The 25280-nt window shown below is 68.6% G+C and carries 15 protein-coding genes and 3 rRNA genes; 7 read left to right on the top strand and 11 right to left on the bottom strand.

What is annotated here, in order from left to right; genetic code table 11:
• Complete coding sequence (locus IM697_RS02675; protein ID WP_194044314.1) at nucleotides 1-1545, top strand: type IV secretory system conjugative DNA transfer family protein; 1545 nt, start codon at nucleotides 1-3, stop codon at nucleotides 1543-1545.
• A gap of 7 nt (nucleotides 1546-1552) precedes the next feature.
• Here the strand turns inward: IM697_RS02675 and IM697_RS02670 are convergent, their stop codons facing one another.
• Nucleotides 1553-2116: a GNAT family N-acetyltransferase gene (locus IM697_RS02670; protein ID WP_228044472.1), complete on the bottom strand. Its 564-nt coding sequence runs from the start codon at nucleotides 2114-2116 to the stop codon at nucleotides 1553-1555.
• A gap of 93 nt (nucleotides 2117-2209) precedes the next feature.
• On the opposite strand from IM697_RS02670, the gene IM697_RS02665 reads away from it, so the two are divergent.
• Complete coding sequence (locus IM697_RS02665; protein ID WP_228044471.1) at nucleotides 2210-3472, top strand: sensor histidine kinase; 1263 nt, start codon at nucleotides 2210-2212, stop codon at nucleotides 3470-3472.
• Nucleotides 3469-4146, top strand: coding sequence for a response regulator (locus IM697_RS02660; RefSeq protein ID WP_194044310.1), 678 nt, complete (start codon nucleotides 3469-3471; stop codon nucleotides 4144-4146). The genes IM697_RS02665 and IM697_RS02660 overlap by 4 nt, the downstream gene beginning before the upstream one ends.
• Nucleotides 4147-4193: 47 nt before the next feature.
• Here IM697_RS02660 and rrf read toward each other — a convergent pair.
• From rrf to IM697_RS02640, 4 genes are all read right to left on the bottom strand, one after another.
• Nucleotides 4194-4310, bottom strand: a 5S ribosomal RNA gene (gene rrf, locus IM697_RS02655).
• Between the two features lie 72 nt (nucleotides 4311-4382).
• A 23S ribosomal RNA gene (locus tag IM697_RS02650) occupies nucleotides 4383-7502 on the bottom strand.
• Between the two features lie 278 nt (nucleotides 7503-7780).
• Nucleotides 7781-9307 (bottom strand): 16S ribosomal RNA (locus IM697_RS02645).
• The 16S, 23S and 5S rRNA genes sit together here, the layout of an rRNA operon.
• A 552-nt stretch (nucleotides 9308-9859) precedes the next feature.
• Complete coding sequence (locus tag IM697_RS02640; RefSeq protein ID WP_194044308.1) at nucleotides 9860-10408, bottom strand: MarR family winged helix-turn-helix transcriptional regulator; 549 nt, start codon at nucleotides 10406-10408, stop codon at nucleotides 9860-9862.
• Nucleotides 10409-10540: 132 nt separating this feature from the next.
• Between IM697_RS02640 and IM697_RS02635 the strand changes: the two genes are divergently transcribed.
• Nucleotides 10541-11815, top strand: a complete 1275-nt coding sequence (locus IM697_RS02635) for an MFS transporter (protein WP_194049555.1) — start codon at nucleotides 10541-10543, stop codon at nucleotides 11813-11815.
• Between the two features lie 7 nt (nucleotides 11816-11822).
• Here the strand turns inward: IM697_RS02635 and IM697_RS02630 are convergent, their stop codons facing one another.
• Together IM697_RS02630 and IM697_RS02625 are read right to left on the bottom strand one after the other, a co-directional pair.
• Nucleotides 11823-13475 (bottom strand): ATP-binding SpoIIE family protein phosphatase, encoded by a 1653-nt coding sequence (locus tag IM697_RS02630; protein WP_194044306.1) that lies wholly within the window; start codon nucleotides 13473-13475, stop codon nucleotides 11823-11825.
• 196 nt (nucleotides 13476-13671) lie between these two features.
• A complete protein-coding gene (locus IM697_RS02625; protein ID WP_194049554.1) occupies nucleotides 13672-15051 on the bottom strand; it encodes an NAD(P)/FAD-dependent oxidoreductase in 1380 nt (459 codons plus the stop codon).
• Between the two features lie 385 nt (nucleotides 15052-15436).
• Between IM697_RS02625 and IM697_RS02620 the strand changes: the two genes are divergently transcribed.
• Nucleotides 15437-16219, top strand: coding sequence for a TetR/AcrR family transcriptional regulator (locus IM697_RS02620; RefSeq protein ID WP_194044304.1), 783 nt, complete (start codon nucleotides 15437-15439; stop codon nucleotides 16217-16219).
• Nucleotides 16220-16512: 293 nt separating this feature from the next.
• Complete coding sequence (locus IM697_RS02615) at nucleotides 16513-18453, top strand: sigma-70 family RNA polymerase sigma factor (RefSeq protein ID WP_194044302.1); 1941 nt, start codon at nucleotides 16513-16515, stop codon at nucleotides 18451-18453.
• A gap of 6 nt (nucleotides 18454-18459) precedes the next feature.
• Here IM697_RS02615 and IM697_RS02610 read toward each other — a convergent pair whose 3' ends face one another.
• Nucleotides 18460-21813 carry an AfsR/SARP family transcriptional regulator gene (locus IM697_RS02610; RefSeq protein ID WP_194044300.1) on the bottom strand — a complete coding sequence of 1118 codons (3354 nt, stop codon included), beginning with the start codon at nucleotides 21811-21813 and terminating at the stop codon, nucleotides 18460-18462.
• A 392-nt stretch (nucleotides 21814-22205) separates the two neighbouring features.
• On the opposite strand from IM697_RS02610, the gene IM697_RS02605 reads away from it, so the two are divergent.
• The gene (locus IM697_RS02605; RefSeq protein WP_194050164.1) at nucleotides 22206-22610 is read left to right on the top strand and encodes a hypothetical protein; all 405 of its coding nucleotides are present in this window, start codon (nucleotides 22206-22208) and stop codon (nucleotides 22608-22610) included.
• Here the strand turns inward: IM697_RS02605 and IM697_RS02600 are convergent.
• Genes IM697_RS02600 through IM697_RS02590 form a run of 3 tightly spaced genes read right to left on the bottom strand, consistent with a single transcriptional unit; the run spans nucleotide 22555 to nucleotide 25252 of the window.
• Nucleotides 22555-23190: a hypothetical protein gene (locus IM697_RS02600; protein ID WP_194044298.1), complete on the bottom strand. Its 636-nt coding sequence runs from the start codon at nucleotides 23188-23190 to the stop codon at nucleotides 22555-22557. The two genes, IM697_RS02605 and IM697_RS02600, sit on opposite strands and share 56 nt — an antisense overlap.
• Complete coding sequence (locus IM697_RS02595; RefSeq protein ID WP_194044296.1) at nucleotides 23187-24506, bottom strand: hypothetical protein; 1320 nt, start codon at nucleotides 24504-24506, stop codon at nucleotides 23187-23189. Before IM697_RS02595 ends, IM697_RS02600 begins: the two co-directional genes overlap by 4 nt.
• Nucleotides 24503-25252 (bottom strand): ATP-binding cassette domain-containing protein, encoded by a 750-nt coding sequence (locus IM697_RS02590; protein WP_194044294.1) that lies wholly within the window; start codon nucleotides 25250-25252, stop codon nucleotides 24503-24505. Before IM697_RS02590 ends, IM697_RS02595 begins: the two co-directional genes overlap by 4 nt.
• Nucleotides 25253-25280 lie beyond the last annotated feature (28 nt).

The raw sequence follows: 25280 nt of genomic DNA, 5'->3' as shown, positions 1-25280 counted from the left end.
GTGAGACCGGACCACGGCCGGGACCACCGGGAGCATGGCCGAGGCGGCAGGGACGGCCAGGGAGGCGTCCCCGACGGCCTGCTGATCGGCATACTCGCCTTCCTCCTCGGCATGACCCTGCTGGTCTGGACGGCGACGGGCCTGGCGGCGTGGTTCGCCCACGGCACCTGGCCGACCGGAGTCACCTTCACCCGCACACCCCTGGCGATGCGCTCCCTGATCGCCGAGCCCCACGACATCCCGGGCGCCTGGCCGGACACCCCGACCGGGCAGCTGTCGGGCTACGGCCTGTTCTGGGGCCTGTTCATCGGCCAGTTGATGGTGCTGGTCGTGCTGACGGTGTTCGTGATGGGCACGGTGGCACGCTGGCGAGCGGTCCGGGCGGCGCGGCGCACGGGAGCGACGGCCGTCGAGAAGACCGCTGAGGAGACCGCCGAGAAGGCCGTCGGGAAGTCCATCGAGAAGACCGTTGAGAAGGCTCCCCCGCCCGCAGCCCCGGCGCCGCCCCAGCGCGAGGTACCGGCACCGCGGACGGAGGCGGAGCCGGCGCCTGCGCCTGTGCCTGTGTCTGCGCCTGCCGCAGCGCCCCCGACCCCACTCTTCGCCGAACCGGTGGTCGGCCGGGAGAAGATCCTCGTGGCCCCGAAGGAAACCCGCCACCAGACCGCGGCCCAGGCCGTGCACGACGCCGAGGGCCCCGCCCTCGTGGTCACCTCCAACCCCTCCCTCTGGGAGGACACCAAGGACGCCCGCGGAAAACTGGGCCCGGTCCTCCTCTACGACCCCACCCACCTCTGCGACACCCCGGCCCGCCTGCACTGGTCCCCCACGACGGCCTGCGAGGACAAGCAGACAGCGGTCGCGAGAGCCACCGCGCTCCTCGCCCCGGTCCGCCCCACCTCCCGCCTGGACCAAGCGGTCAGCGACACCGCCGAAACGCTCCTCCGCAGCTATCTGCACGCCGCGGCCATCGACGGCCGCACCATCCGCCACGTCCACCGCTGGTCCCAGGGCGCCCAGATCCAGGACGCCGTACGCATCCTCCGTACGAACCCGAAGGCCGCCGCGGGATCGGCCGGCGAACTCGAAGCCGCCCTCACGGCCCACCCCGAACGCCGCGACATGGCCCAGGAGTTGACCACCAGAGCGCTCTCCGCCCTCTCCACGGTCAACATCCGCGAGTCCTGCACTCCAAACCGAACTGATGCCCTCACCTTGGATTCCTTCGTCCATGAAGGGGGCACGCTTTATGTGGTGGGTGAATCCATCGAGGACCCCCGAGCCAACCCGGGCGCCATGCCACTGTTGACGGCCCTCGCCGCAAGCGTGGTCGAGCGCGGCCGGCGCATGGCCGAACGGTCATCCTCCGGTCGCCTCGACCCACCAATGACGCTCGTCCTGGACGACGTCGCCGCCGTGGCTCCGCTCCCCCAGCTGCCGGAGCTGCTGGCCACCGGAGCGGACCGGGGCATGCCGTCCCTGGCCCTGCTCCGGTCCCGCGAACAGGCCCGCTCCCGCTGGCCGCACGACGAACTGCCCGTCTGACGTCCAGTCAGGGCCGCTCGAGAACGAACTCCAGCTCCTTCTCCTCCGGCTTCCCGGTCAACGGCACGACCAGCCCACTCGGCACGAACCCCGCCCGCCGGTAGAACCGCTGGGCCCGCCCGTTCTCCTCGTGCACGATCAGCCGCACCCGCTCGGCACCCCGCGCCCAGGCCCACTCAAGACCGGCGTCGAACAGCACGTCGGTCAGCCCACTGCCCCGTTCCTCGGGCCGCACGAACACACCGACGACATGCCCCTGCTTGCGCTCCACCGGAAACCCGGCCCAGTCGGTCGCCCCCGGCTCCTCGAGCAGCACCGTCAACGTCCCGACCCAGCCCCCGTCCGGCCCCTCGGCCACGATCTGCTGCGCCCCGTCGGCCCCCTCACAGGCCCCTGCGGCCCGCTCCTGCCAGAAGGAGTCCGGCCGCGCGAGAGCCTCCTCGTACGTCTCCAGAAAGGCGAGCGGCGCGACGGGATCCCGCAGCGCGGCAAGCCGCAGTTCCTTCGCGGCGGGCCACTCGTCGGCACGTATCGACCGGATGACGTAGGCCCCAGGGCTCATGGTGCACATGACGGCAACCGTAGTACCCGGGTACGACATCCCTCACCCGGAATACTGCCCAGGGCCCTGGGACCGCCCGTCAAGATCGCGCACCATGGACCAGTGACGGAAGAGCGAGCGAGGCAGGAGCGGGCGACGGAACCCCTCACCCAGCACATCCAGCGCATCAGCCGGCGCATACGCGCCTTCGACCACCGCCACCCCCTCGTATGGGACCTGCACCTCACCGGCTTCTGGATGACGGCGGCCCTGATCGACTACCACGGCGGCGGCTGGCTCAACGTGACCCGGGACCGCGACAACCCGGATTGGCTGGTCCTGGCCCTCAGCCTGGGTCTCTCCCTCCCCCTCCTGGGCCGACGCGCCCACCCCCGCGCCGTACTCCTCGCGCTGGCCCCCCTCGCCCTGGTCAACGCCTGGACCGGCATCGCGCTCCAAGCAACCATGCTCCAGCTCCTGGTCGTCTTCCACATCGCCCTGCGCCGCCCCGCACGCAACCTGTGGTGGGCGACGGCCCTGATCACCACCCCCGTCGCGGTGATGGCGGCCCGCCACCCACAGGGCAGCCCCGACCAGGACATCGCCCCCGTGCTGATGTCGATCGCCGTGGCGGCGGCCATCGGCATCACCGTCCGCACCCGCCGCGACCACACCGAGGCCCTCGAGGACCGCGCCCGCCGTCTGGAGATCGAACGCGACCAGCAGGCCCAGCTCGCCGCCGCCGCCGAACGCGCCCGCATCGCCCGCGAGATGCACGACATCATCGGCCACAACCTCTCCGTCATCACCGGCCTGGCCGACGGCGGCAAGTACGCGGCCGCCAAGTCCCCCGAACGCGCCGCCCAGGCCCTCCACGCCATCGCCACCACCAGCCGCCAGGCCCTGGGCGAACTTCGCCGCCTGCTCGACGTCCTGCGCGAGGACGAACAAACCCGGGCCCCCCACCCGGAACTGACCCCCCAACCCACCCTCACCGACCTGACCCAACTCATCGACGGCGTACGCGCCGCGGGCCTCCCCGTCCACACCACCACCCACGGCAGCCCGACCCTCTCCCCGGGCCGCCAACTCACCGTCTACCGCGTCATCCAGGAGTCCCTCACCAACACCCTCAAACACAGCGGCCCCGGCACACGAGCCCACATAGAGCTGTCGTACGAGGAGAAAGGCGCCGTCACCGCGACCGTGACCGACACCGGCACCGGCGCCCCCGACCGCACAGCTCGTCGCGGCGGCGGTCGCGGCCTGCCCGGAATGCAGGAGCGAACCGCCCTGTACGGCGGCACACTTGAGGCCGGCCCTCGCCCGCACCCCGAGCAGGGCTGGCGCGTCCACCTTCACCTCCCGGAGGAATCCCCGCAGTGACCACCGTCCTCATCGCCGACGACCAACCCCTGCAGCGCTTCGGCTTCCGGATGCTGCTGGAGAGCCAGGACGACCTGTCCGTACTGGGCGAGGCGGCCAACGGCAGCGAGGCGGTCCACATGACCGCGGAACTGCGCCCCGACGTGGTCCTGATGGACGTCCGCATGCCCGGCCTCGACGGCATCGAGGCCACCCGCCGCATCACCGCCGCCGGCGACCGCACCCGGGTCCTGATCCTCACCACCTTCGACCTGGACGAGTACGCCTACGCCGGCCTGCGCGCAGGCGCCTCCGGCTTCCTGGTCAAGGACGCACAACCGGAGGAACTCCTCTCCGGCGTCCGAGCGGTCGCCACCGGCGACGCGGTGGTCGCCCCCAGCCTGACCCGCCGCCTCCTCGACGCGTACGTCCACCACCTACCGCCCAGCAGTTCCACAGACGACCAGCAGTCCACGGCCCCGGACGCACGTCTGTCCCCCCTCACCGACCGCGAACGCGAGATCCTCACGGTGGTAGGCAGGGGCTGGACGAACACAGAGATAGCCGCCCGCCTCCACCTCGCCGAGTCCACGGTGAAGACCCACGTCGGCCGCATCCTCGCCAAGACGGGCTCACGGGACCGAATTCAGGCGGTGATCCTGGCTTACGACACAGGACTCGTAACCCCGTCCTGAAACGCGAAAAGGCCCACGCCATACGGCGTGGGCCTTTCCTACAATTTGTTCGGCGGCGTCCTACTCTCCCACAGGGTCCCCCCTGCAGTACCATCGGCGCTGTAAGGCTTAGCTTCCGGGTTCGGAATGTAACCGGGCGTTTCCCTCACGCTATAACCACCGAAACACTATGAAACTGTCGACCGGACGATGACACGGTCGTTGTCTCAGAACCAACACAGTGGACACGAGCCTCTATGGACAAGCCCTCGGCCTATTAGTACCGGTCACCTCCACACCTCACGGTGCTTCCAGATCCGGCCTATCAACCCAGTCGTCTACTGGGAGCCTTACCCTCTTATAGAGGTGGGAGTCCTCATCTCGAAGCAGGCTTCCCGCTTAGATGCTTTCAGCGGTTATCCCTCCCGAACGTAGCCAACCAGCCATGCCCTTGGCAGAACAACTGGCACACCAGAGGTTCGTCCGTCCCGGTCCTCTCGTACTAGGGACAGCCCTTCTCAAGACTCCTACGCGCACAGCGGATAGGGACCGAACTGTCTCACGACGTTCTAAACCCAGCTCGCGTACCGCTTTAATGGGCGAACAGCCCAACCCTTGGGACCGACTCCAGCCCCAGGATGCGACGAGCCGACATCGAGGTGCCAAACCATCCCGTCGATATGGACTCTTGGGGAAGATCAGCCTGTTATCCCCGGGGTACCTTTTATCCGTTGAGCGACGGCGCTTCCACAAGCCACCGCCGGATCACTAGTCCCGACTTTCGTCCCTGCTCGACCCGTCGGTCTCACAGTCAAGCTCCCTTGTGCACTTACACTCAACACCTGATTGCCAACCAGGCTGAGGGAACCTTTGGGCGCCTCCGTTACCCTTTAGGAGGCAACCGCCCCAGTTAAACTACCCATCAGACACTGTCCCTGATCCGGATCACGGACCCAGGTTAGACATCCAGCACGACCAGACTGGTATTTCAACGACGACTCCACACGAACTGGCGTCCGCATTTCAAAGTCTCCCAGCTATCCTACACAAGCCGAACCGAACACCAATATCAAACTGTAGTAAAGGTCCCGGGGTCTTTCCGTCCTGCTGCGCGAAACGAGCATCTTTACTCGTAGTGCAATTTCACCGGGCCTATGGTTGAGACAGTCGAGAAGTCGTTACGCCATTCGTGCAGGTCGGAACTTACCCGACAAGGAATTTCGCTACCTTAGGATGGTTATAGTTACCACCGCCGTTTACTGGCGCTTAAGTTCTCAGCTTCGCCTGGACGAATCCAAGCTAACCGGTCCCCTTAACGTTCCAGCACCGGGCAGGCGTCAGTCCGTATACATCGCCTTACGGCTTCGCACGGACCTGTGTTTTTAGTAAACAGTCGCTTCTCGCTGGTCTCTGCGGCCACCCCCAGCTCACACTGCAAGAGTGATCACCAGGCGTGGCCCCCCTTCTCCCGAAGTTACGGGGGCATTTTGCCGAGTTCCTTAACCATAGTTCACCCGAACGCCTCGGTATTCTCTACCTGACCACCTGAGTCGGTTTAGGGTACGGGCCGCCATGAAACTCGCTAGAGGCTTTTCTCGACAGCATAGGATCATCCACTTCACCACAATCGGCTCGGCATCAGGTCTCAGACTACGTGCCAGGCGGATTTACCTACCTGACGTCCTACACCCTTACCCCGGGACAACCACCGCCCGGGATGGACTACCTTCCTGCGTCACCCCATCACTCACCTACTAACCGCTTGGTCCGGCGGCTCCACCACTCCCCTCAACTCCGAAGAGATCAGGGCGGCTTCACGGCCTTAGCATCACGATGCTCGATGTTTGACGCTTCACAGCGGGTACCGGAATATCAACCGGTTATCCATCGACTACGCCTGTCGGCCTCGCCTTAGGTCCCGACTTACCCTGGGCAGATCAGCTTGACCCAGGAACCCTTAGTCAATCGGCGCACACGTTTCTCACGTGTGAATCGCTACTCATGCCTGCATTCTCACTCGTCAACCGTCCACAACTCGCTTACGCGGCTGCTTCACCCGGCAGACGACGCTCCCCTACCCATCAACACGGACGTTGGTCCTCATGTGTCAATGACACGACTTCGGCGGTACGCTTGAGCCCCGCTACATTGTCGGCGCGGAATCACTTGACCAGTGAGCTATTACGCACTCTTTCAAGGGTGGCTGCTTCTAAGCCAACCTCCTGGTTGTCTCTGCGACTCCACATCCTTTCCCACTTAGCGTACGCTTAGGGGCCTTAGTCGATGCTCTGGGCTGTTTCCCTCTCGACCATGGAGCTTATCCCCCACAGTCTCACTGCCGCGCTCTCACTTACCGGCATTCGGAGTTTGGCTAAGGTCAGTAACCCGGTAGGGCCCATCGCCTATCCAGTGCTCTACCTCCGGCAAGAAACACACGACGCTGCACCTAAATGCATTTCGGGGAGAACCAGCTATCACGGAGTTTGATTGGCCTTTCACCCCTAACCACAGGTCATCCCCCAGGTTTTCAACCCTGGTGGGTTCGGTCCTCCACGAAGTCTTACCTCCGCTTCAACCTGCCCATGGCTAGATCACTCCGCTTCGGGTCTTGAGCGCGCTACTAAAACGCCCTGTTCGGACTCGCTTTCGCTACGGCTTCCCCACACGGGTTAACCTCGCAACACACCGCAAACTCGCAGGCTCATTCTTCAAAAGGCACGCAGTCACGAGAATGTGCAAGCACATTCCGACGCTCCCACGGCTTGTAGGCACACGGTTTCAGGTACTATTTCACTCCCCTCCCGGGGTACTTTTCACCATTCCCTCACGGTACTATCCGCTATCGGTCACCAGGGAATATTTAGGCTTAGCGGGTGGTCCCGCCAGATTCACACGGGATTTCTCGGGCCCCGTGCTACTTGGGTGTCTCTCAAACGAGCCGCTGACGTTTCGACTACGGGGGTCTTACCCTCTACGCCGGACCTTTCGCATGTCCTTCGCCTACATCAACGGTTTCTGACTCGCCCTACGGCCGGCAGACCGTAGAAGAGAGATCCCACAACCCCCACGACGCAACCCCTGCCGGGTCTCACACGTCGTAGGTTTGGCCTCATCCGGTTTCGCTCGCCACTACTCCCGGAATCACGGTTGTTTTCTCTTCCTGCGGGTACTGAGATGTTTCACTTCCCCGCGTTCCCTCCACACTGCCTATGAGTTCAGCAGCGGGTGACAGCCCATGACGACTGCCGGGTTTCCCCATTCGGACACCCCCGGATCAAAGCCTGGTTGACGACTCCCCGGGGCCTATCGCGGCCTCCCACGTCCTTCATCGGTTCCTGGTGCCAAGGCATCCACCGTGCGCCCTTAAAAACTTGGCCACAGATGCTCGCGTCCACTGTGCAGTTCTCAAACAACAACCAGCCGCCCGTCAACTACCCGGACTCCGGCTCCCGAGGGTTCATTCCCTCAGACACCCAACAGCGTGCCCGACACCCCTGCTCCTTCTTCATCCGTTCCACGCCGAAGCAGTACTAGGAAGAGAAGCCAGTCAAGTGTGCCGAGTAGTCAACGTTCCACCCATGAGCAACCAGCATCAGACGTTCGCTGATGTACTGGCCTCTGAACCAGGCAAGCCCGGTTGAGAAGTGCTCCTTAGAAAGGAGGTGATCCAGCCGCACCTTCCGGTACGGCTACCTTGTTACGACTTCGTCCCAATCGCCAGTCCCACCTTCGACAGCTCCCTCCCACGAGGGGTTGGGCCACCGGCTTCGGGTGTTACCGACTTTCGTGACGTGACGGGCGGTGTGTACAAGGCCCGGGAACGTATTCACCGCAGCAATGCTGATCTGCGATTACTAGCGACTCCGACTTCATGGGGTCGAGTTGCAGACCCCAATCCGAACTGAGACCGGCTTTTTGAGATTCGCTCCACCTCGCGGTATCGCAGCTCATTGTACCGGCCATTGTAGCACGTGTGCAGCCCAAGACATAAGGGGCATGATGACTTGACGTCGTCCCCACCTTCCTCCGAGTTGACCCCGGCGGTCTCCCGTGAGTCCCCAGCACCACAAGGGCCTGCTGGCAACACGGGACAAGGGTTGCGCTCGTTGCGGGACTTAACCCAACATCTCACGACACGAGCTGACGACAGCCATGCACCACCTGTACACCGACCACAAGGGGGCGACCGTCTCCGGCCGTTTCCGGTGTATGTCAAGCCTTGGTAAGGTTCTTCGCGTTGCGTCGAATTAAGCCACATGCTCCGCCGCTTGTGCGGGCCCCCGTCAATTCCTTTGAGTTTTAGCCTTGCGGCCGTACTCCCCAGGCGGGGCACTTAATGCGTTAGCTGCGGCACGGACAACGTGGAATGTTGCCCACACCTAGTGCCCACCGTTTACGGCGTGGACTACCAGGGTATCTAATCCTGTTCGCTCCCCACGCTTTCGCTCCTCAGCGTCAGTATCGGCCCAGAGATCCGCCTTCGCCACCGGTGTTCCTCCTGATATCTGCGCATTTCACCGCTACACCAGGAATTCCGATCTCCCCTACCGAACTCTAGCCTGCCCGTATCGACTGCAGACCCGGGGTTAAGCCCCGGGCTTTCACAACCGACGCGACAAGCCGCCTACGAGCTCTTTACGCCCAATAATTCCGGACAACGCTTGCGCCCTACGTATTACCGCGGCTGCTGGCACGTAGTTAGCCGGCGCTTCTTCTGCAGGTACCGTCACTTGCGCTTCTTCCCTGCTGAAAGAGGTTTACAACCCGAAGGCCGTCATCCCTCACGCGGCGTCGCTGCATCAGGCTTTCGCCCATTGTGCAATATTCCCCACTGCTGCCTCCCGTAGGAGTCTGGGCCGTGTCTCAGTCCCAGTGTGGCCGGTCGCCCTCTCAGGCCGGCTACCCGTCGTCGCCTTGGTGAGCCGTTACCTCACCAACAAGCTGATAGGCCGCGGGCTCATCCTGCATCGCCGGAGCTTTACAGCCCCCACCATGCGATGGAGGCTCATATCCGGTATTAGACCCCGTTTCCAGGGCTTGTCCCAGAGTGCAGGGCAGATTGCCCACGTGTTACTCACCCGTTCGCCACTAATCCCCGGCCGAAACCGGTTCATCGTTCGACTTGCATGTGTTAAGCACGCCGCCAGCGTTCGTCCTGAGCCAGGATCAAACTCTCCGTGAATGCTTTTCACGGGAGCGGAACAGCCGGAGGAATGATCCGGCCGTTCACAGCGTCCTCGCTGTGTGTTTCAAAGGAACCTCGCCACCGGGAACAATCCCAGTGTCGGGGTATCAACATATCTGGCGTTGACTTTTGGCACGCTGTTGAGTTCTCAAGGAACGGACGCTTCCTTTGTACTCACCCTCTCGGGCTTTCCTCCGGGCTTCCCTTCGGTCTTGCGTTTCCGACTCTATCAGATCCTTTCGGGCCTGATTCCCAGTCAGCGGGAGTTGCCTTCGCGGCTGTTGGGCCGTTCCGACGTCTCAAACCTTAGCGGATGCTCTCGGCGATTCCCAATCGGGCCGCCGAGTCCCAATTCGAATTGAATTCGGGCATGCCGAAATCGACCCGGATGGGAGATCGTGCTGGTGGTTTGGTTGCCGCTGTCGCGGCGGAGGTGCTGTCGCAGAACCGTTACGGCTCGGCGGCAACCCGAAGAACTCTACGGATCGGGCGGGGGGCTGTCAAGGATCTCCTGTCAAGATCTTTTGCGGCCCGGTGCCGCGCCCCACGTCAGTCCAGGTCGCTGAGGCGGCCGCCGGCGTCCGGCTGGGCGTGCTCCACCCTGCGGAGCAGGCGGGTGAGGACGTCGCCGAGGTTGGTGCGCTCCTGTGCCGAGAGGTCCTGGAGGAGGTCCTCCTCGAAGACCGAAGCGAGCCGCATGGCCTCCAGCCACTTCTCGCGGCCCTCGCCGGTCAGCTCCACGATGACCCGGACGCGGTTGGACTCGTCGCGCTCCCGGGTGACCAGGCCCTCGGCGACCATGCGGTCGATGCGGTGGGTCATGGCGGCCGGGGTGAGGCCGAGGCGCTTGGCGAGGTCGCTGGGGCCCATTCGGTAGGGGGCGCCGGAGAGGACGAGGGCCTTGAGGACCTCCCATTCGGCGTTGCTGATGCCGAGGGCGGAGGTCTGGCGGCCGTAGGCGACGTTCATACGGCGGTTCAGGCGGGACAGCGCCGAGACGATCTGCTCGACCTGGGGGTCGAGGTCCTGGAACTCGCGCTGGTAGGCGGCGATCTGTTCTTCGAGTGTCGGTTCGCCGACGTCGGGGGTGTCGCCCATGGGGCGAGTATGGCACGGCCCTGCTTGGTGTCGAAGTCCTTCGAGGTGTACTGTTTAGCTTCGAAGTTTAGGTTTGAAGTCTTCAGGGCTACATCGAGAGAGGTGAACGTGACCAGGGCGATGGGCGCAGCGATGCGCCGGATCCACGTGGGCAATGCACTCAGCGCGTTCGGGCTCGGTTTCACCGTCCCCTACCTGTACGTCTATGTGGCGCAGGTGCGGGGGCTGGGTGCCATGACGGCGGGGCTCGTCCTCGCCGTCTTCGCCGTGGCCGCGTTGGTCGTGCTGCCGTTCGCCGGGCGGGCGATTGTCCGGCGTGGCCCGCTGTCGGTGCTGCTCGCCGCCTTGGTCACTGCCGCGCTCGGGGCGCTGAGCCTGGGGCTCGCGGGGAGTGCGGCGGCCGTACTGCTGTCGGCGGCCGCGCTCGGGGCGGGGCAGGCCGTGATGCAGCCGGCGCTCGCGACGATGATCGTGGACTGCTCGACCGCGGGGACGCGGTCGCGGGCGTTCGCGATGCAGTTCTTTCTGCAGAACCTGGGGCTGGGGGTCGGCGGACTGATCGGCGGCCATCTCGTCGACACGTCGAGCGTCTCGTCGTTCACTCTGCTGTTCGCGATCGAGGCGGCGATGTTCCTGCTGCTCGTCGTGGTGATGTCGACGGTGCGGACGCCGCGGGCGCCGCGGATCGAGGGGGCGCCGGGGGCCGGCTCGGCGAAGGGGAGCTGGAAGCAGTTGCTCGGGAACCGGGCGATGGTGCAGCTGTGTGTGCTGGGCTTCGTGCTGTTCTTCGCCTGCTATGGGCAGTTCGAGTCGGGGTTGAGCGCGTACGGGGTCGAGGCGGCCGGGGTTTCCACGTCCGCGCTCGGGACCGCGTTGGCCGCCAACACCGCGATGATCGTGGTGGCGCAGTTCGCCGTACTGAAGTTCGTGGAGCGGCGGCGGCGGTCGCGGGTGATCGCGGCTGTGGGGCTGATCTGGGCCGTGGCATGGGTCGCGGCGGGGTATGCCGGGCTGGGGCACGGGAGTCAGGAGATGGCCACGGCGGCCTTCATCTCGACGTACGCGCTGTTCGGGCTGGGTGAGGCGATGTTGTCGCCGACGGTTGCTCCGCTGGTGGCGGACCTGGCGCCGGAGGGGATGGCCGGCCAGTACAACTCCGCGTTCGCCCTGGTGAAGCAGCTTGCGTTGGCGGTCGGGCCCGCGGTGGGTGGGCCCATGGGGGCGTCGCTGCATGGGCCGTATGTCGTGACGTTCTTGGTGTTCTCGTTGGGGATCACGTGGCTGGCGCTGAGGCTGGGGCGTCAGCTCAGCGCGGTGCAGGATCAGCCGTGGTTGGCGAAGAGTCGGGTGGTGGCGCAGGGCTCCGCCTCTCCGGCCCGCGTCCCCGGGGCCTCGTCCACCGCGTGAGCCCGGGTCACGCGCCCCGTGGCAACGCGAACTCGCACCACACCGCCTTGCCGCCGCCCGGGGTTCTGCGGGAGCCCCATGAAGAGGCGATGGTGGCGACGATGGCGATGCCTCGGCCCGATTCGTCGGCCGGTTCGGCTCTGCGGCGGCGGGGAAGGTGGTCGTCTCCGTCGGTGACCTCGACGATCAGGCGGCGGTCGGTGCGGCGCAGGCGCAGGCGCATGGGTGGGGTGCCGTGCTGGAGGGAGTTGGCGACCAGTTCGCTGGCGGCCAGTACGCCCAGGTCGTGGAGGTCGGTGGGGAAGCGCCAGCTCGTCAGGACTCCGGAGGCGAAGGCTCGCGCGCGTGGCGCCGCCTCCACGCCGCCCAGGAGTTCCAGGGCCGCGTTGCGGAAGAGGTCGCTGTCGGGGCCGGTGCGGGCGGGGTGCTGGAGGACCAGGACCGCCACGTCGTCGTCGTGGTCGGCGGTGACGCCCGCGGAGCGGACCAGGCGGTCGCAGATGACCTGGGGGGTGCCGGTGGCGCCGGCGAGGGCGCGTTCGAGGGAGGCGATTCCCTCGTCCAGGTCCTCGTCGCGGCGTTCGACCAGGCCGTCGGTGTAGAGGACCGCCGTGGAGCCGGGGGCGAGGGCGATGGAGCCGGAGGCGTGCATCCAGCCGCCGGTGCCCAGCGGCGGGCCGGTGGGTTCGTCGGCACGGTGGACCTCGCCGTGCTCGTCGCGGACCAGGATCGGGAGGTGGCCGGCCGAGGCGTACACCAGACTGCCCTCGTTCGGGTCGTGGACGGCGTAGACGCAGGTGGCGATCTGGTTGGCGTCGATTTCCGTGGCCAGGCCGTCCAGGAGCTGCAACACCTCGTGCGGGGGGAGGTCCAGGCGGGCGTAGGCCCTGACCGCCGTGCGCAGTTGGCCCATGACGGCCGCTGCTCGCACTCCTCTGCCCATGACGTCGCCGATCACCAGGGCCGTGCGACCGCCGCCCAGGGTGATCACGTCGTACCAGTCGCCGCCGACCGCGGCCTCGGTGCCGCCGGGGTGGTAGGTGGCGGCGATGCGCAGGTCGTCGGGTTCTTCGAGCTCCTGGGGGAGGAGGGAGCGTTGGAGGGTGACGGCCGTTTCGCGCTGGCGGCGTTCGCTGGCGCGCAGGCGCTCGGCGGCTTCGGCGTGGTCGGTGACGTCGGTGGCGAAGATGAGGACGCCGCCGTCGCCGTCGGTCACGGGGGTGCAGGTGAACGTGTAGGAGCGGCCGTCGAGGGCCTTGCGGGACTTCAGGGTGCGGGGCCTGCCGCTGCGCAGGACCTGGTCGAGGAGGGGGAGCAGGCCCAGTTCGGCCAGTTCGGGGAGGGCCTCGCGCGCGGGTTCGCCCGGGGGGCGTACGCCGAACGCCGTCGCGTAGGCGTCGTTGATGTAGGCGAGGCGGTGGTCGGTGCCGTGGACGAGGGCGACCAGGGCCGGGACCCGGCCGAGGACCTCGCGGACCGGCAGTTCGTCCACGGCGGGGATCGGTCCCGCCTCGTCGGTGAGTTGTTCTACGCGGGCTGCGGGGACGGAGTTGGGGCTCTCCCCTCGGCGGTCCTGGGTGGCGGCCGCCGTGGTCTCGGTCCGCGCTGCGGCGCGGCGCTGCGTTCCGGGGAGCCGGGCGCTCCAGCGCGTGAAGTTCACGAATCCTTGCCTCGTGTCGTCGTCTTCGGCCAGCTCCGGACCCGGCCGGGGGTCTGCGGGGTGGCACCCCGGGGTTGCAGCACTGTGGGGAGAGCCTCGTGGGGTCGGGATCGGTTCGGGGATCAGTCTTGCAGTGCGGCCGACCTGGCCGACACCCGTCAGACGCCTGCCCCGTCGGTGGAGTTCCTGGGTCCGGTCAGGACGACCCCTTCGTGTCGTCTCCCTGGTTGAGGGGAGGCTTTCCACCGGCCGCGAGTTCGAACTCCGCTCGGGGGTGTTCGAGTGATCCGAGGGAGACGATCTCCCTCTTGAAGAGCCCGGACAGTGTCCATTCGGCCAGGACGCGTGCCTTGCGGTTGAAGGTCGGCACCCTGCTGAGGTGATAGACGCGGTGCATGAACCAGGCAGGGTAGCCCTTCAGCTTGCGTCCGTAGACCTGTGCGACGCCCTTGTGGAACCCGAGGGAGGCGACCGAGCCCGCGTATTGGTGGGCGTACGTCTCCAGGGGTTCGCCGCGCAGGGTGTGGACGATGTTGTCGCCGAGGACCTTCGCCTGGCGCAGGGCGTGCTGGGCGTTGGGGGCGCACTCCGTGCCGGGCTCGGGCGCGGTGACGTCGGGGACGGCGGCGGCGTCTCCCGCCGCCCACGCGTGCGTGGTGCCGTCGACGGTCAGCTCGGGGGTGCACCGCAGCCTGCCGCGCGCATTGAGCGGCAGGTCGCTCGCGGCGAGGATCGGGTGCGGTTTGACGCCGGCCGTCCAGACGACCGTACGGGTGGGGAAGCGGGCTCCGTCGCTGAGGACGGCCACGCGGTCGGCGCAGGACTCCAGGCGGGTGTGCAGGCGTACGTCGATGTTGCGGCGGCGCAGCTCGGTGACGGTGTAGCGGCCCATGTCCTCGCCGACCTCGGGCAGGATGCGGTCGGAGGCCTCGACCAGGATCCACTTCATGTCCTCGGGGCGGACGTTGTGGTAGTAGCGCGTGGCGTAGCGGGCCATGTCCTCGAGTTCGCCGAGCGCCTCGACGCCCGCGTAGCCGCCTCCCACGAAGACGAAGGTGAGGGCCGCGTCGCGGATCGCGGGGTCGCGGGTGGAGGAGGCGATGTCCATCTGCTCGATGACGTGGTTGCGCAGGCCGATGGCCTCTTCGACGGTCTTGAAGCCGATGCCGTGCTCGGCGAGGCCGGGGATGGGCAGGGTGCGCGAGACGGAGCCGGGGGCGAGGACGAGTTCGTCGTACGAGAGCTGTTCGGTGCCGGTGCCCTCCTCCGCCGTGGCGAGGGTGGTGAGGGTGGCCGTGCGCTTGGCGTGGTCGATGGCGGTGGCCTCGCCGATGATGACCCGGCACCGGGACAGGACGCGGCGCAGCGGTACCACCACGTGGCGTGGCGAGATGGAACCGGCGGCTGCTTCGGGCAGGAACGGCTGATACGTCATGTAAGGGTCGGGAGTGACCACGGTGATCTCGGCCTCGCCCCGGCCGAGTTCCGGTTTCAGCCTCCGCTGGAGACGCAGGGCCGTGTACATCCCGACGTAGCCGCCGCCGACAACGAGAATGCGCGCACGTTCCTTCACCATCCCATGACGCACCCGGCGCTTGCGTTTGTCCACAGGCTCGACCATTTGTGTGACCGGAGACCGGCGAGGCCGCGATTTGGCCGGATTGCCGGAGTGTGCGGAAACCTCGCAGGTCAATGGGTGTGCGCCGGGGGGTCGTAGGTGGCGCAATCAGGACGTAAACGACCCGTACTCCGATCGAGGGGCGCTCCGTGCGGAACCTGCCCCTTCTGAATTGACCCTCGCTCAACTATGTTCGTGTGTCGACGGGGTGTAGGGGGATGCGCTCTTCGGGTCCGCGAGTCACACAGAACGGACTCGTGGTCCGGGCTTGTTCCGCGACGCTCCGGCTTTGCAATGACGGGGAGAGTCTCCGGGGGGAGACGTCATTACCGGGGGATCGCTTATGCATGTTCAGGATTCTCGATGGTCTTCCGCATCCGCCATCGCGCCGGGCGGCGGGACGGTGGGCGGCACGATGAGCGCGGCTGCGGGCAACGGGCGCGGGAACGGCCCGCGTACGACGCCGCTGCGCGTGGACGCACAGCGCAATCTGGAGCACGTGCTGCGTGCGGCGCGCGAGGTCTTCGGCGAGTTGGGGTACGGCGCGCCGATGGAGGACGTGGCGCGGCGCGCGCGGGTCGGCGTCGGGACGGTGTACCGCCGCTTCCCGAGCAAGGACGTCCTGGTGCGGCGGATAGCCGAGGAGGAGACCTCCCGGCTGACCGACCAGGCGCGTGCGGCGCTCGGCCAGGAGGACGAGCCGTGGTCGGCGCTGTCGCGCTTCCTGCGCACGTCGGTGGCCTCGGGCGCGGGCCGGCTGCTGCCGCCGCAGGTGCTGCGGGTCGGGGTCGCGGAGGACGGCGCCGTGCTCGACGAGGCCAGGGTGCCGCAGCAGCGGATCCAGCCCGGCACCGGTGAGCTGCGGTTGGTGCCCGAGCAGTCGGCGGCGGTCGCGGCCGGACCGGTGGACGACGCGGGAGCGGCGGCGCTGCTCGACGTGGTGGGCCAGCTCGTGGAGCGGGCGCGCGCGGCGGGTGAGCTGCGGGCCGACGTCTCGGTGTCGGACGTCCTGCTGGTGATCGCCACGGCGGCGCCCTCGCTGCCGGACGCGGCGCAGCAGGCGGCGGCCTCGGCGCGGCTGCTGGACATCCTGCTGGAGGGCTTGCGGTCGCGGCCTCAGGCGTGAGCCGGGCGGTGTGACGAGGGTGACTTCGCAGGGGTGACGAAGAGGTGGGGTGCCACACCGCTCTCGCCTTGAACACCATCGCGGTACAAGTCAGGCATTCCAGGCTCCACCTGCAGCTTTCGCTCGGTGGGGGTCATGTGAGCTTCCCCGTACGGGCGAGGACCAGTACTGCTTTGTGGGAAGTCCCCACGGACGAGTGGAAGGTCCGTACGGGTGGGTCCTGACCAAAAGCCCATATGGCACCCTGGCCCGGTGTCCAGGACTGGTGGAGCCGGCGGTGGGGGCTTTCCGCGATGAGCGTTGACGGGTGGGACGAGTCACGCGATGACGGTGACGCGGCGACTCCGCAGGTGCCGAGTCAGGGCGGACGCGCGGGCGTGCCGAGGGACGACGTCCCCGCGGAAGTCGGCGTCCCCGCGCAGCGCGACCGGCGCGAGGACGGCGTGCTGCCACCGCCGCGCGAGCTGCCGCCGTCGGACGCCGATCTGATCGGCCGGATGCGCTCCGGCGACGACAGCGCCTACGAGGAGCTGTACCGGCGCCACGCGGAGGCGGTGCGCCGGTACGCGCGCACCTGCTGCCGTGACGCCCACACCGCGGACGACCTCACCGCCGAGGTCTTCGCCCGCATGCTCCAGGCGGTGCGCGGCGGTTCCGGCCCCGAGCACGCCGTACGCGCCTATCTGCTCACCTCGATCCGGCGGGCCGCCGCGGACTGGACGAAGTCGGCGCGGCGGGAGCAGCTGGTCGACGACTTCGCAGTGTTCGCCGCGCAGTCCACACGAGTGGCCGAGGTCTCCGACGACGACACTGTGGACCTGGGCGCCGACGTGCGGGCGATGCACGAGGCGGAGCAGTCCATGGCCATGCAGGCCTTCCGCTCGCTGCCGGAGCGCTGGCAGGCCGTGCTGTGGCACACCGAGGTCGAGGACGAGTCGCCCAGCGAGGTCGCCACCCTCTTCGGGCTCGACGCCAACGGCACGCGCGTGCTCGCGAGCCGGGCCCGCGAGGGACTCAAGCAGGCCTACCTCCAGGCCCATGTCAGCGCCAGCCTCGCCGGCGACGAGGAGTGCGCCCGCCACGCCGACCGGCTCGGCGCCTACGCCCGCGGCAGCCTGCGCACCCGCGCCGAACGGGGCCTGCGCAAGCACTTGGAGGAGTGCGCCAAGTGCCGGCTCGCCGCCGGCCAGATCAAGGAAGTCGCCAGCGGTATCCCCGCCGTCGTGCCGGTCGCGGTCATCGGCTGGTTCGGCGCCGCCGGGTACGCCAAGGCGGCCGGGCTCATCGCCGGCGGTGCCGGGGCGGGCGCGGCCGGTGCCGCGGGGGCGGCCGCGGCGGCGAGCGGCGGCGCGTCGGGCGGAGCCGGTGCCTCGGCCGGAGCCGCGGGCGGCGGTGCGTCCGGCGGGGCCGGCTCCGGCGGCGGTGCGGCGGCCTCGGAGGGACTGGGCGCGCCGCTGAAGGCCGGTATCGCGGCCGGTGTGGTCGCGGTGGGCGTCGCGGCGGCGATCGTGCTCGCACTGGCCGGCAACGACACCCCGCCCCCGCGGACGGACGCCAAGCAGCCCCCCGTGCCCTCCCCGATCGTCGAGGAGACACCGACCCCCGAGCCGCCGAAGAAGGACCCCGCCCCGCAGCCGCCGGCGATCGTGCCGGCCGTGCAACCCGAGCGGACCGCGACACCGACCCCCTCGCCCACACCCACCCGCACGCCCAGCCCGACACCCACGCCTTCGCCGACGCCGACGCCAACCCCCACCCCGACGCCCACTCCCCCACCGGCCCCGACACCGCCGCCGGCCCCGGCCGACTACCAGTGGAGCGAGCTGTCGTACGACCTCACCGGCGACGGCACCGAGCCCGAGATGCGGCTGCACGAGAGCAGCTGGGTGTGGCAGCGGTACGGCGTGTCGATCGCCGGCACGCAGTACGCGCACGGCGTCACCGTGCACGGCCGGTCCTCCGTCACCATCGACCTCAACCGGGAGTGCCACGCCTACGAGGCACTGGTCGGCGTCGACGACACGAACCTGGGGCTCGGCCGGTTCTCCTTCTCGGTCTACGCCGACGGCGTCCGGCTGTGGCGCTCCGCGGTCGTCAAGGCCGGGGACGCTGCGGTGCCGGTGCAGGTGAACCTCGCCGGGCGCGAGACGGTCCGGCTGGTGGTCGAGCCGCACGGCACCGTCGACAACCTGCTGCTGGCGGACTGGGCGGAGTCGAAGTTCAGCTGCGCGTAGGGCCGTTCACGGCGCCTGTTTCGCCGGGTGGTGCAGGGCGCGTACGGCCTCGGCCATGTCGCGCAGGACATCGTCCCGGGTGAGGGCGGCTCCCCGGGTGTGCTCGGCGGCGAACCGGTCGACGCCCAGGGTGGCGCGGGCGGTGGCCTCGATCCGCTCGGCGGTCGTGCGCTCCGGTAGCGGGCGCGGATTGCCGCGGCGCCAGTGCTCCGAGGCGGCGAGCAGACGGACCGCGCGCGGATGGTCACCGATGCGGACCAGCAGATCGGCCGCGCCGTCGGTGATGGACGCCGTGATCGCATCGGCACACCCGTTCTCCACGGCCAGGCGCAGCGCGTCGGCCAGCAGGGGCAGCCCTCGCTCCGGGCCCGACTCGGCCGTCACGACCAGGGCGTCGAGGGTGTTCAGCATCGCGATGAACTGCGGCGGTGGAGTGCCTCGGGCGGTCTCCACGCGGGCCGCCTCGCACAGCTCACGCGCGCGTGCCGGGTCCTCGTCGGCCAGCGCTATGTGGGCCCGCAGCAGCAGGACGAACGCCCGTGAGTCCGCCACGCCGTAGCGGTCGGCCGCGGCGCTCGCCTCGTCCAGCGCGGCCAGCGCGGCCGTACGGTCGTCCGAGCGGTAGGCGATCTCGGCGAGCCGGGCGATCAGGAAGGGGGTCTCGGCGTACGCGCCCACCTCGTAGGCCAGGCGCAACGCCTCCTCGTACTCGCCCTTGGCCTCCTCGAGGCTGCTGCGGGACATGGCCGTCTCGCCGGCCGCGCTGCACACCTGGGCCCGCATCCAGCGGTCGCCGACGCGGCGGCTGAGGACCCGCATCTCGGCGAGGTCGTCGTCGACACCCGTCATGTCGCCGGGTGAGTCGACGACCATGTGCGTACGGAACATCAGCAGGACGCCGACCTCCCAGTCGCCGCCGTGGACACGGCAATTGGCGACGGCGACGTCCATGTCGGCCCTGACGTCCCGCGAGCTGCTCAGGAAGAAGGCGAGCAGCGGCCAGACGAGGCCGGGCAGGCGCGCCGCCAACGGTCCTCCGCGCCGGTAGAAGGCCTGTACCCGGGTCAGGTAGCGCCGCGTCCGCTCGTCCAGGAGCGCGTCGATCGGCTCGGTCTCGGACTTGAGCAGGAGATGCAGGATGCGCAGGCTCATCCGCGGGGTGTCGTGGGGGTTGCCGGGCTCCTCTTCCGGGGTGGCGAGGAAGGCGTCGATCGGGTCGAGGGGGGTGTCCGGGGGTGCCCCGCGCGCATCCAGGGTGGCGCCGAGTCGCAGCGTTCGGTCGATCCAGTTCGCCCCCTCGTGGCGGTAGTTGCGCAGCCACCAGAACCAGCCCATGGCCAGGACCATGGCCGTGGCGTCCGGCTCGTCGCCCGCGGTCAGGGCACGGTCGATGGCCGCTCGGATGTTGTCCAGCTCGGTCTCCAGGCGGGAGATCCACGGGAGCTGACCGGCGGAACGCAGCAGCGGGTCGGCTTCCTCGGCCAGCGCCCGCACCCACGCGCGGTGCCGGCGCTCGGCCGCGAGGCGCAGCTCGGGGGCCTCGGCGGCGCGCTCCACGGCGTACTCGTGGATGGTCTCCAGCATCCGGTACCGCATGCCGTCGGAGCCGTCCCGCCCGCACGGCGTGGCCACGATCAGGGACTTGTCGACGAGCGCGCCGATGAGGTCCGCGGTCGCCGGCCCGGTGCACACGGCCTCCGCCGCCGTGAGGTCCCAGCCGCCCGCGAAGACGGACACCTCCCGCAGCACCGTCCGCTCCCGCTCGTCCAGCAGCTCCCAGGACCAGTCGACGACGGCGCGCAGGGTCTGCTGGCGGGGCAGGACCGTACGGCTTCCGGAGGTCAGCAGGCGGAAGCGGTCGTCGAGGCGGTCGGCGATCTGGCGTGGTGTGAGCAGCCGTAGCCGGGCCGCCGCCAGCTCGATGGCGAGCGGGAGTCCGTCGAGGCGGCGGCAGATCTCCGCGACGGCCTCCTGGTCGCGCCGGTCGCGCAGCACGGCGCCGGCGTCGGGGCGGACGGCCGTCGCGCGCTCCGCGAAGAGGCGGTGCGCCTGGTCGGGGAGCAGGGGCTCGACCGGGCGCACCGACTCGCCGGGAACGCCCAGGGGTTCACGGCTGGTGGCGAGGATCGTGAGCCCTGGGCAGCGGGTGAGGAGGCTCTCGGCGAGGGTGGCGGCGGCGCCGATGACATGTTCGCAGTTGTCAAGGATCAGGAGTTGGCTGCGCGGGGCGCAGTACTCGATCAGCAGGGCGAGCGGGTCGTCCTGCGGGGCCGTCAGCTCGTTGGTCATGAGCACGGTCTCGCGCAGACCGAGCGCGCTGACCACCGCGCCTGGCACCGCCTCCGGCCGGTCGAGCGGGGCGAGCTCGACGAGCCATGCCTGGGGGAGGCCGGCGGCGGCTTCCTCGGCGAGGCGGGTCTTTCCAGAGCCGCCCGGTCCGGTGAGCGTGACCAGTCGGGCCCTGTGCAATTCGGAACGGATGGCGTCGAGTTCGAGTTCCCGGCCCACGAAAGAGGTAAGGCGTGGACGGAGGTTGCCGTTGCGTTCGGGGGGTTGGGGGTGGGAGTGAGGGTGGGGGTGCGGCTCTTTGCTCGGGCCGGGGGCCGTGGCAGGGGTCGCGTCGGTGGTCGTACGGCGCGGTGGTCCTGTCAGCAGCTCGGTGTGCAGAGCGCGGAGTTCCGGGCCGGGGTCCGTGCCCAGGCCCTCTGCCAGGGTGCGGCGGGCGGTTTCGTAGGCGGCCAGGGCGTCGGCGGAGCGGGCCGTGTCGCGCAGGGCGCGGATGAGGAGGGCGTGGAGCGGTTCGTCGTACGGGTGCGCCGCGGTCAGTTCCTTCAGCTCGGGTACGGCGGCCTGGGCGCGGCCCAGTCGTAGGTCCGCCTCGATGCGGGCTCGGGTCGCCTCCAGGCGCAGGGCCTCCGGGCGGGTGGCGGTCGTGGTGCGGTCGGGGAGGTCGGCCAGGGCGGGGCCGCGCCACAGGGCGAGGGCGGTGGTGAGGGCTTGGGCGGCGGTGGACGGGTCGTCGCGGTCCAGGGCGTCGGTGCCTTCGCGCACGAGGCGTTCGAAGGCGAAGAGGTCCACGTCGTCCTTCGTCGCGGTGAGGCGGTAGCCGCCGGGGGCGGAGGTGACGGTGTCCTTGCCGAGTGTGCGGCGTAGGCGGGCGACGAGGGCCTGGAGGGCGGCGGGGGCGTCCTGGGGTGGGTCGCCGGCCCAGACCTCGTCGATCAGGGTGTCGGGGGTGGTGATGTGGCCGGGGCGTAGGGCGAGGGCCGTGAGCAGGGCGCGTAGGCGGGGGCCGCCGATGGGTATGACGGTGCCCTGGTCGTCCTCTGCCTGGGTGACGCCCAGGATTCTGTACCGCACATGGTCATTGTCGCGGGGGGTGGATTCGGGGGCACGGGTTTTGCCGGGCCGTGGGTGGGTGGCGTGGGTGGCGTGGGTGATCTGGTCCCACGCTCACCCCTTGGATCAACGTCGCTTCCGTTGATTGATCGTGGTGGGGTAGGGCCTCGCGCTCGTAGCACGTGATCACATAGCCGGGGACGGCTTCCTGGAACGGGTCCGGATGGGGCTGCTGACCCGGATGTTCACGCCGGAAACAGTTCGAACGGCGAGCAGAAGGCGGACCATCCGCAGGCGCGGATGGTTGCGCTGGGCGAGTGCGGTACCCACGCCGTGGTCGGGGCGGCCTTCGGGCCGTTCGCCACCGGCGAGCGCGCCCTCGCGCACCGCTGCTGCACCATCTGAGGGCCGGCATGCTCCTGCTGGCCGACCGCGGCTTCCCCTCCTTCGCGCTGTGGGAGAAGGCCGCTGCCACCGGGGCCGGACCGGGAGAGGCAGGTGCCCTGCGCGAGCAGCGCGCCAAACGCACGATCGATGTCCGTGTCATCGAGTACACGATCACCCGCACCGACGAACATGGCGGGACGGCCTCGGAGCTGTTCTGCCTGATCACTACGCTCCGCGCCCTCCAGGCCGCGCCCGCAGCCGAGCTTGGGGAGCTGTACGCGAGGCGGTGGTCCATCGAGCGCATCCGCGCCCTGGACAGCACTCTCAACTGTGGAACTCAGGTCCTGGAGCGGGAAGGATTCCTCCTTCCCCGGGTCACAGGTCGGCGGACCGGCGTTCCCCGTGTCGCGCGAAGACCACCATGCTGGTGAGCCACAGGGCTGCGGCCGTCACCGCGGCGCCGATGTCCGCGTTCGCTGCCAGCAGCCAGGACCACAGCCAGGAGACCTGCGGCTCGATGCCCAACGTCAGGGTCACCGCCGCGAGTAGCAACGGGACGCACCAGGCGAGGGCGTGCCCGATGACGCGTACGGCCAGCAGGGCCAGGCCGCACAGGGCGACGACGTTCCGTGCGACGGCCGCACCTCCCCGGTCGTCCAGGATGTCGGTCGGCAGCAGGGCCCAGGCGGTCAGCGCGGCACCGAGGGAGGCCAGCGCGGTGTGGGTCAGCCTGGCGCGACGGATCACCGGTCCGCCAAGGCCGTCCCAGGGCTGCATCGAACCGTGAGCGGTGGCCGAGAGGATCACCGCGCTGACAGCGGGGAGCAGGATCAGGGTGACAGGTGTGTTCTGGTCCGAGGAGTAACCGACCTTCACCAGCGAGTCGTTGAGGACGAAGGCAGTGACGGCGACAGCCGCCAGGAGGAGGACGGAGACGGCCAGTCGCCGACTGCGGCAGTACAGGAGCGGCCCGCGGGCTCCACGGTCACCGCCGCCTTCGCGCGGGCTCACCGGAAGTCCTCGCCGGAGAGCGTGCATGTCCGGAAGGCGTCCCAGTGGTCGCCCAGCCAGGTGCCGCCCTGTCCGCTGGACCACCCGTTGATCGTCTGCTGTGCCGTGCGTAGTTCGGTGGTCGGCTCGGGCAGTCCGGCCACGGCGGAGGCGTCCGCGCGGCCGTGCGCCAGCCACTGCTGCACCAGTTCGGTCAAGGCGGCGGTCCGAGGGTTGTCCTGCGTCAGATTGCACGCTTTGAAGTCCGTCAAGGAGCTGATCAGTTCCTCTCGCGCTTCCTCGACTCGGCCGGGACGCAGATCGTCGAGGTACAACGGCGCGGTGCCGGGAGCGGGGGTGCTGTTGCGCTCCTGCTGGACGAGCCGGGTCACACGTGCCGGAGTGTGCGCGAGCCGTGCGGCCGTGTCCGTGAAGGTGTTCCGCACTTCGGGCAGCGCACTCTCGAACGCCGGGTGCACACAGATCGCCAGGTCGTGGGAGGTGGTGCACACCGTCGACAGCCGCGCGGACTCGGCTGCGCTGAGGGCGGGCTGGTGGAAGCGTCCGTGCAGCGGGCTGAGCACCGCGACACCGGTGATCGCCAGGCCCAGTGAGACCGCTGCGACCCCGATGGTCGCGCGTCGCGACAACAGGCGGGCGAGGCACACACCGGCGCCGGCCACCGCCACCCCGGCGAGCCAGACGGCCTGACCGGCGTAGAGGCCGTCCTGCGGCAGGGCGTACGGCGTGACGATTTCGTCCAGGAAGGGGAAGAGGAGATAACCGGTGTGCCCGACCAGGTCGTAGTGCACCACGTAGACGGCGAAAGGCACCACGGCCGCGAGAGGGGCGGTGAAACGACTGGGCCATAGCCGGCCGACGGAGTATCCGAGCACGGTCCAGGCCACGACGGCACACCAACCCGCCAGCCACCCACTGATCCCGATGTCACCCGCGGGTGCTTCGAACAGCACCCTGACCACGACCGCCACGGCGACGAAGCCGTACGCCAGGGAGGCCCAGGCCACCATGGCGAGCAGTTGGGCACCAGGCAGCCACCACGCGGGCACCGAACTCATCCCGGCCAGGTAGGAGAGGCCGCGCTGTTGCTCCCGGCCTCCCGTGAGCGCCGCGAGTCCGGCCATTCCACAGCTGCTGAGGACACCGGAGAGCACCACGGCGTGGACGGCATTGGGCCAGAAACCCACGCCCGGGGTGAGGTTGCCCAGTGCGTTCCACACACTGACGAAGATCAGGACCAGCACGGCCCAGAGGTGCCAGCGCGTACGGGTCTCCAGTGCGGCACCCCTCAGGATGCCGGTCGACAGACCGCTCATCGTGCACCGCCCTGGGCCTCGGAGTCGTGTCCCCGGCGGCCGACGACGGTGTGGTAGCCCCGCTCCAGCTCCGTGTCCCCGTCCTCGGAGGACGCACCGGCCGCCGCCAGTTCGCGGACAGTGCCCTGGAACACGATGTCCCCGTCTTCGAGAACCAGCACGTCGTCGCACATCGCGGACACGTCGTCGGTGAGATGGGTGCTGAGAAGCACGGGGGTGGTGGCGGCGAGGCCGCGCACCAGCTTGCGGAAGTCCGAACGCTGGCGCGGGTCCAGACCGACGGTGGGTTCGTCGAGTACGAGGAAGTCGGGACGGTGGACCACTGCCGCCGCGATCCCCGCCCGTTGCCGCATGCCACCGGACAGCTTCGCCATGCGTACCGAGGCACTGTCGGTGAGCCCCACAGCGGCGATGGCCTCGCGCACGGCCTGCGCGCCGGACGCACCCTTCATCCCTTTGGTCCATGACACGTACGAGACGAAGTCCTCAACGCTGAACGATGCGACATATCCGAAATTCTGCGGCAGATATCCAATACGCTGCCGCGCCCGCTCCCGCGCCTTTTTGTCGCCGTAATCCTCACCAAGAACCTGAATATTTCCACCGGCAGGGGGCAGGAGCGTGACCACCGTTTCCAGCAGAGTCGTCTTTCCCGCGCCGTTCGGCCCGAGAAGGGCGGTCACGCCACTGTCCAGTGAAAAAGTGACACCTCGCAGAACCGTACGCTTTCCGCGTCGCTGCACCATTCCATCGACTATAATCGTAGCCACGCCC

The sequence above is a fragment of the Streptomyces ferrugineus genome (assembly GCF_015160855.1).
GTDB lineage: Bacteria > Actinomycetota > Actinomycetes > Streptomycetales > Streptomycetaceae > Streptomyces > Streptomyces ferrugineus.
The sequence above is the reverse complement of the archived record's forward strand: the minus strand, read 5'-3'. Positions and strand labels throughout refer to the sequence as shown.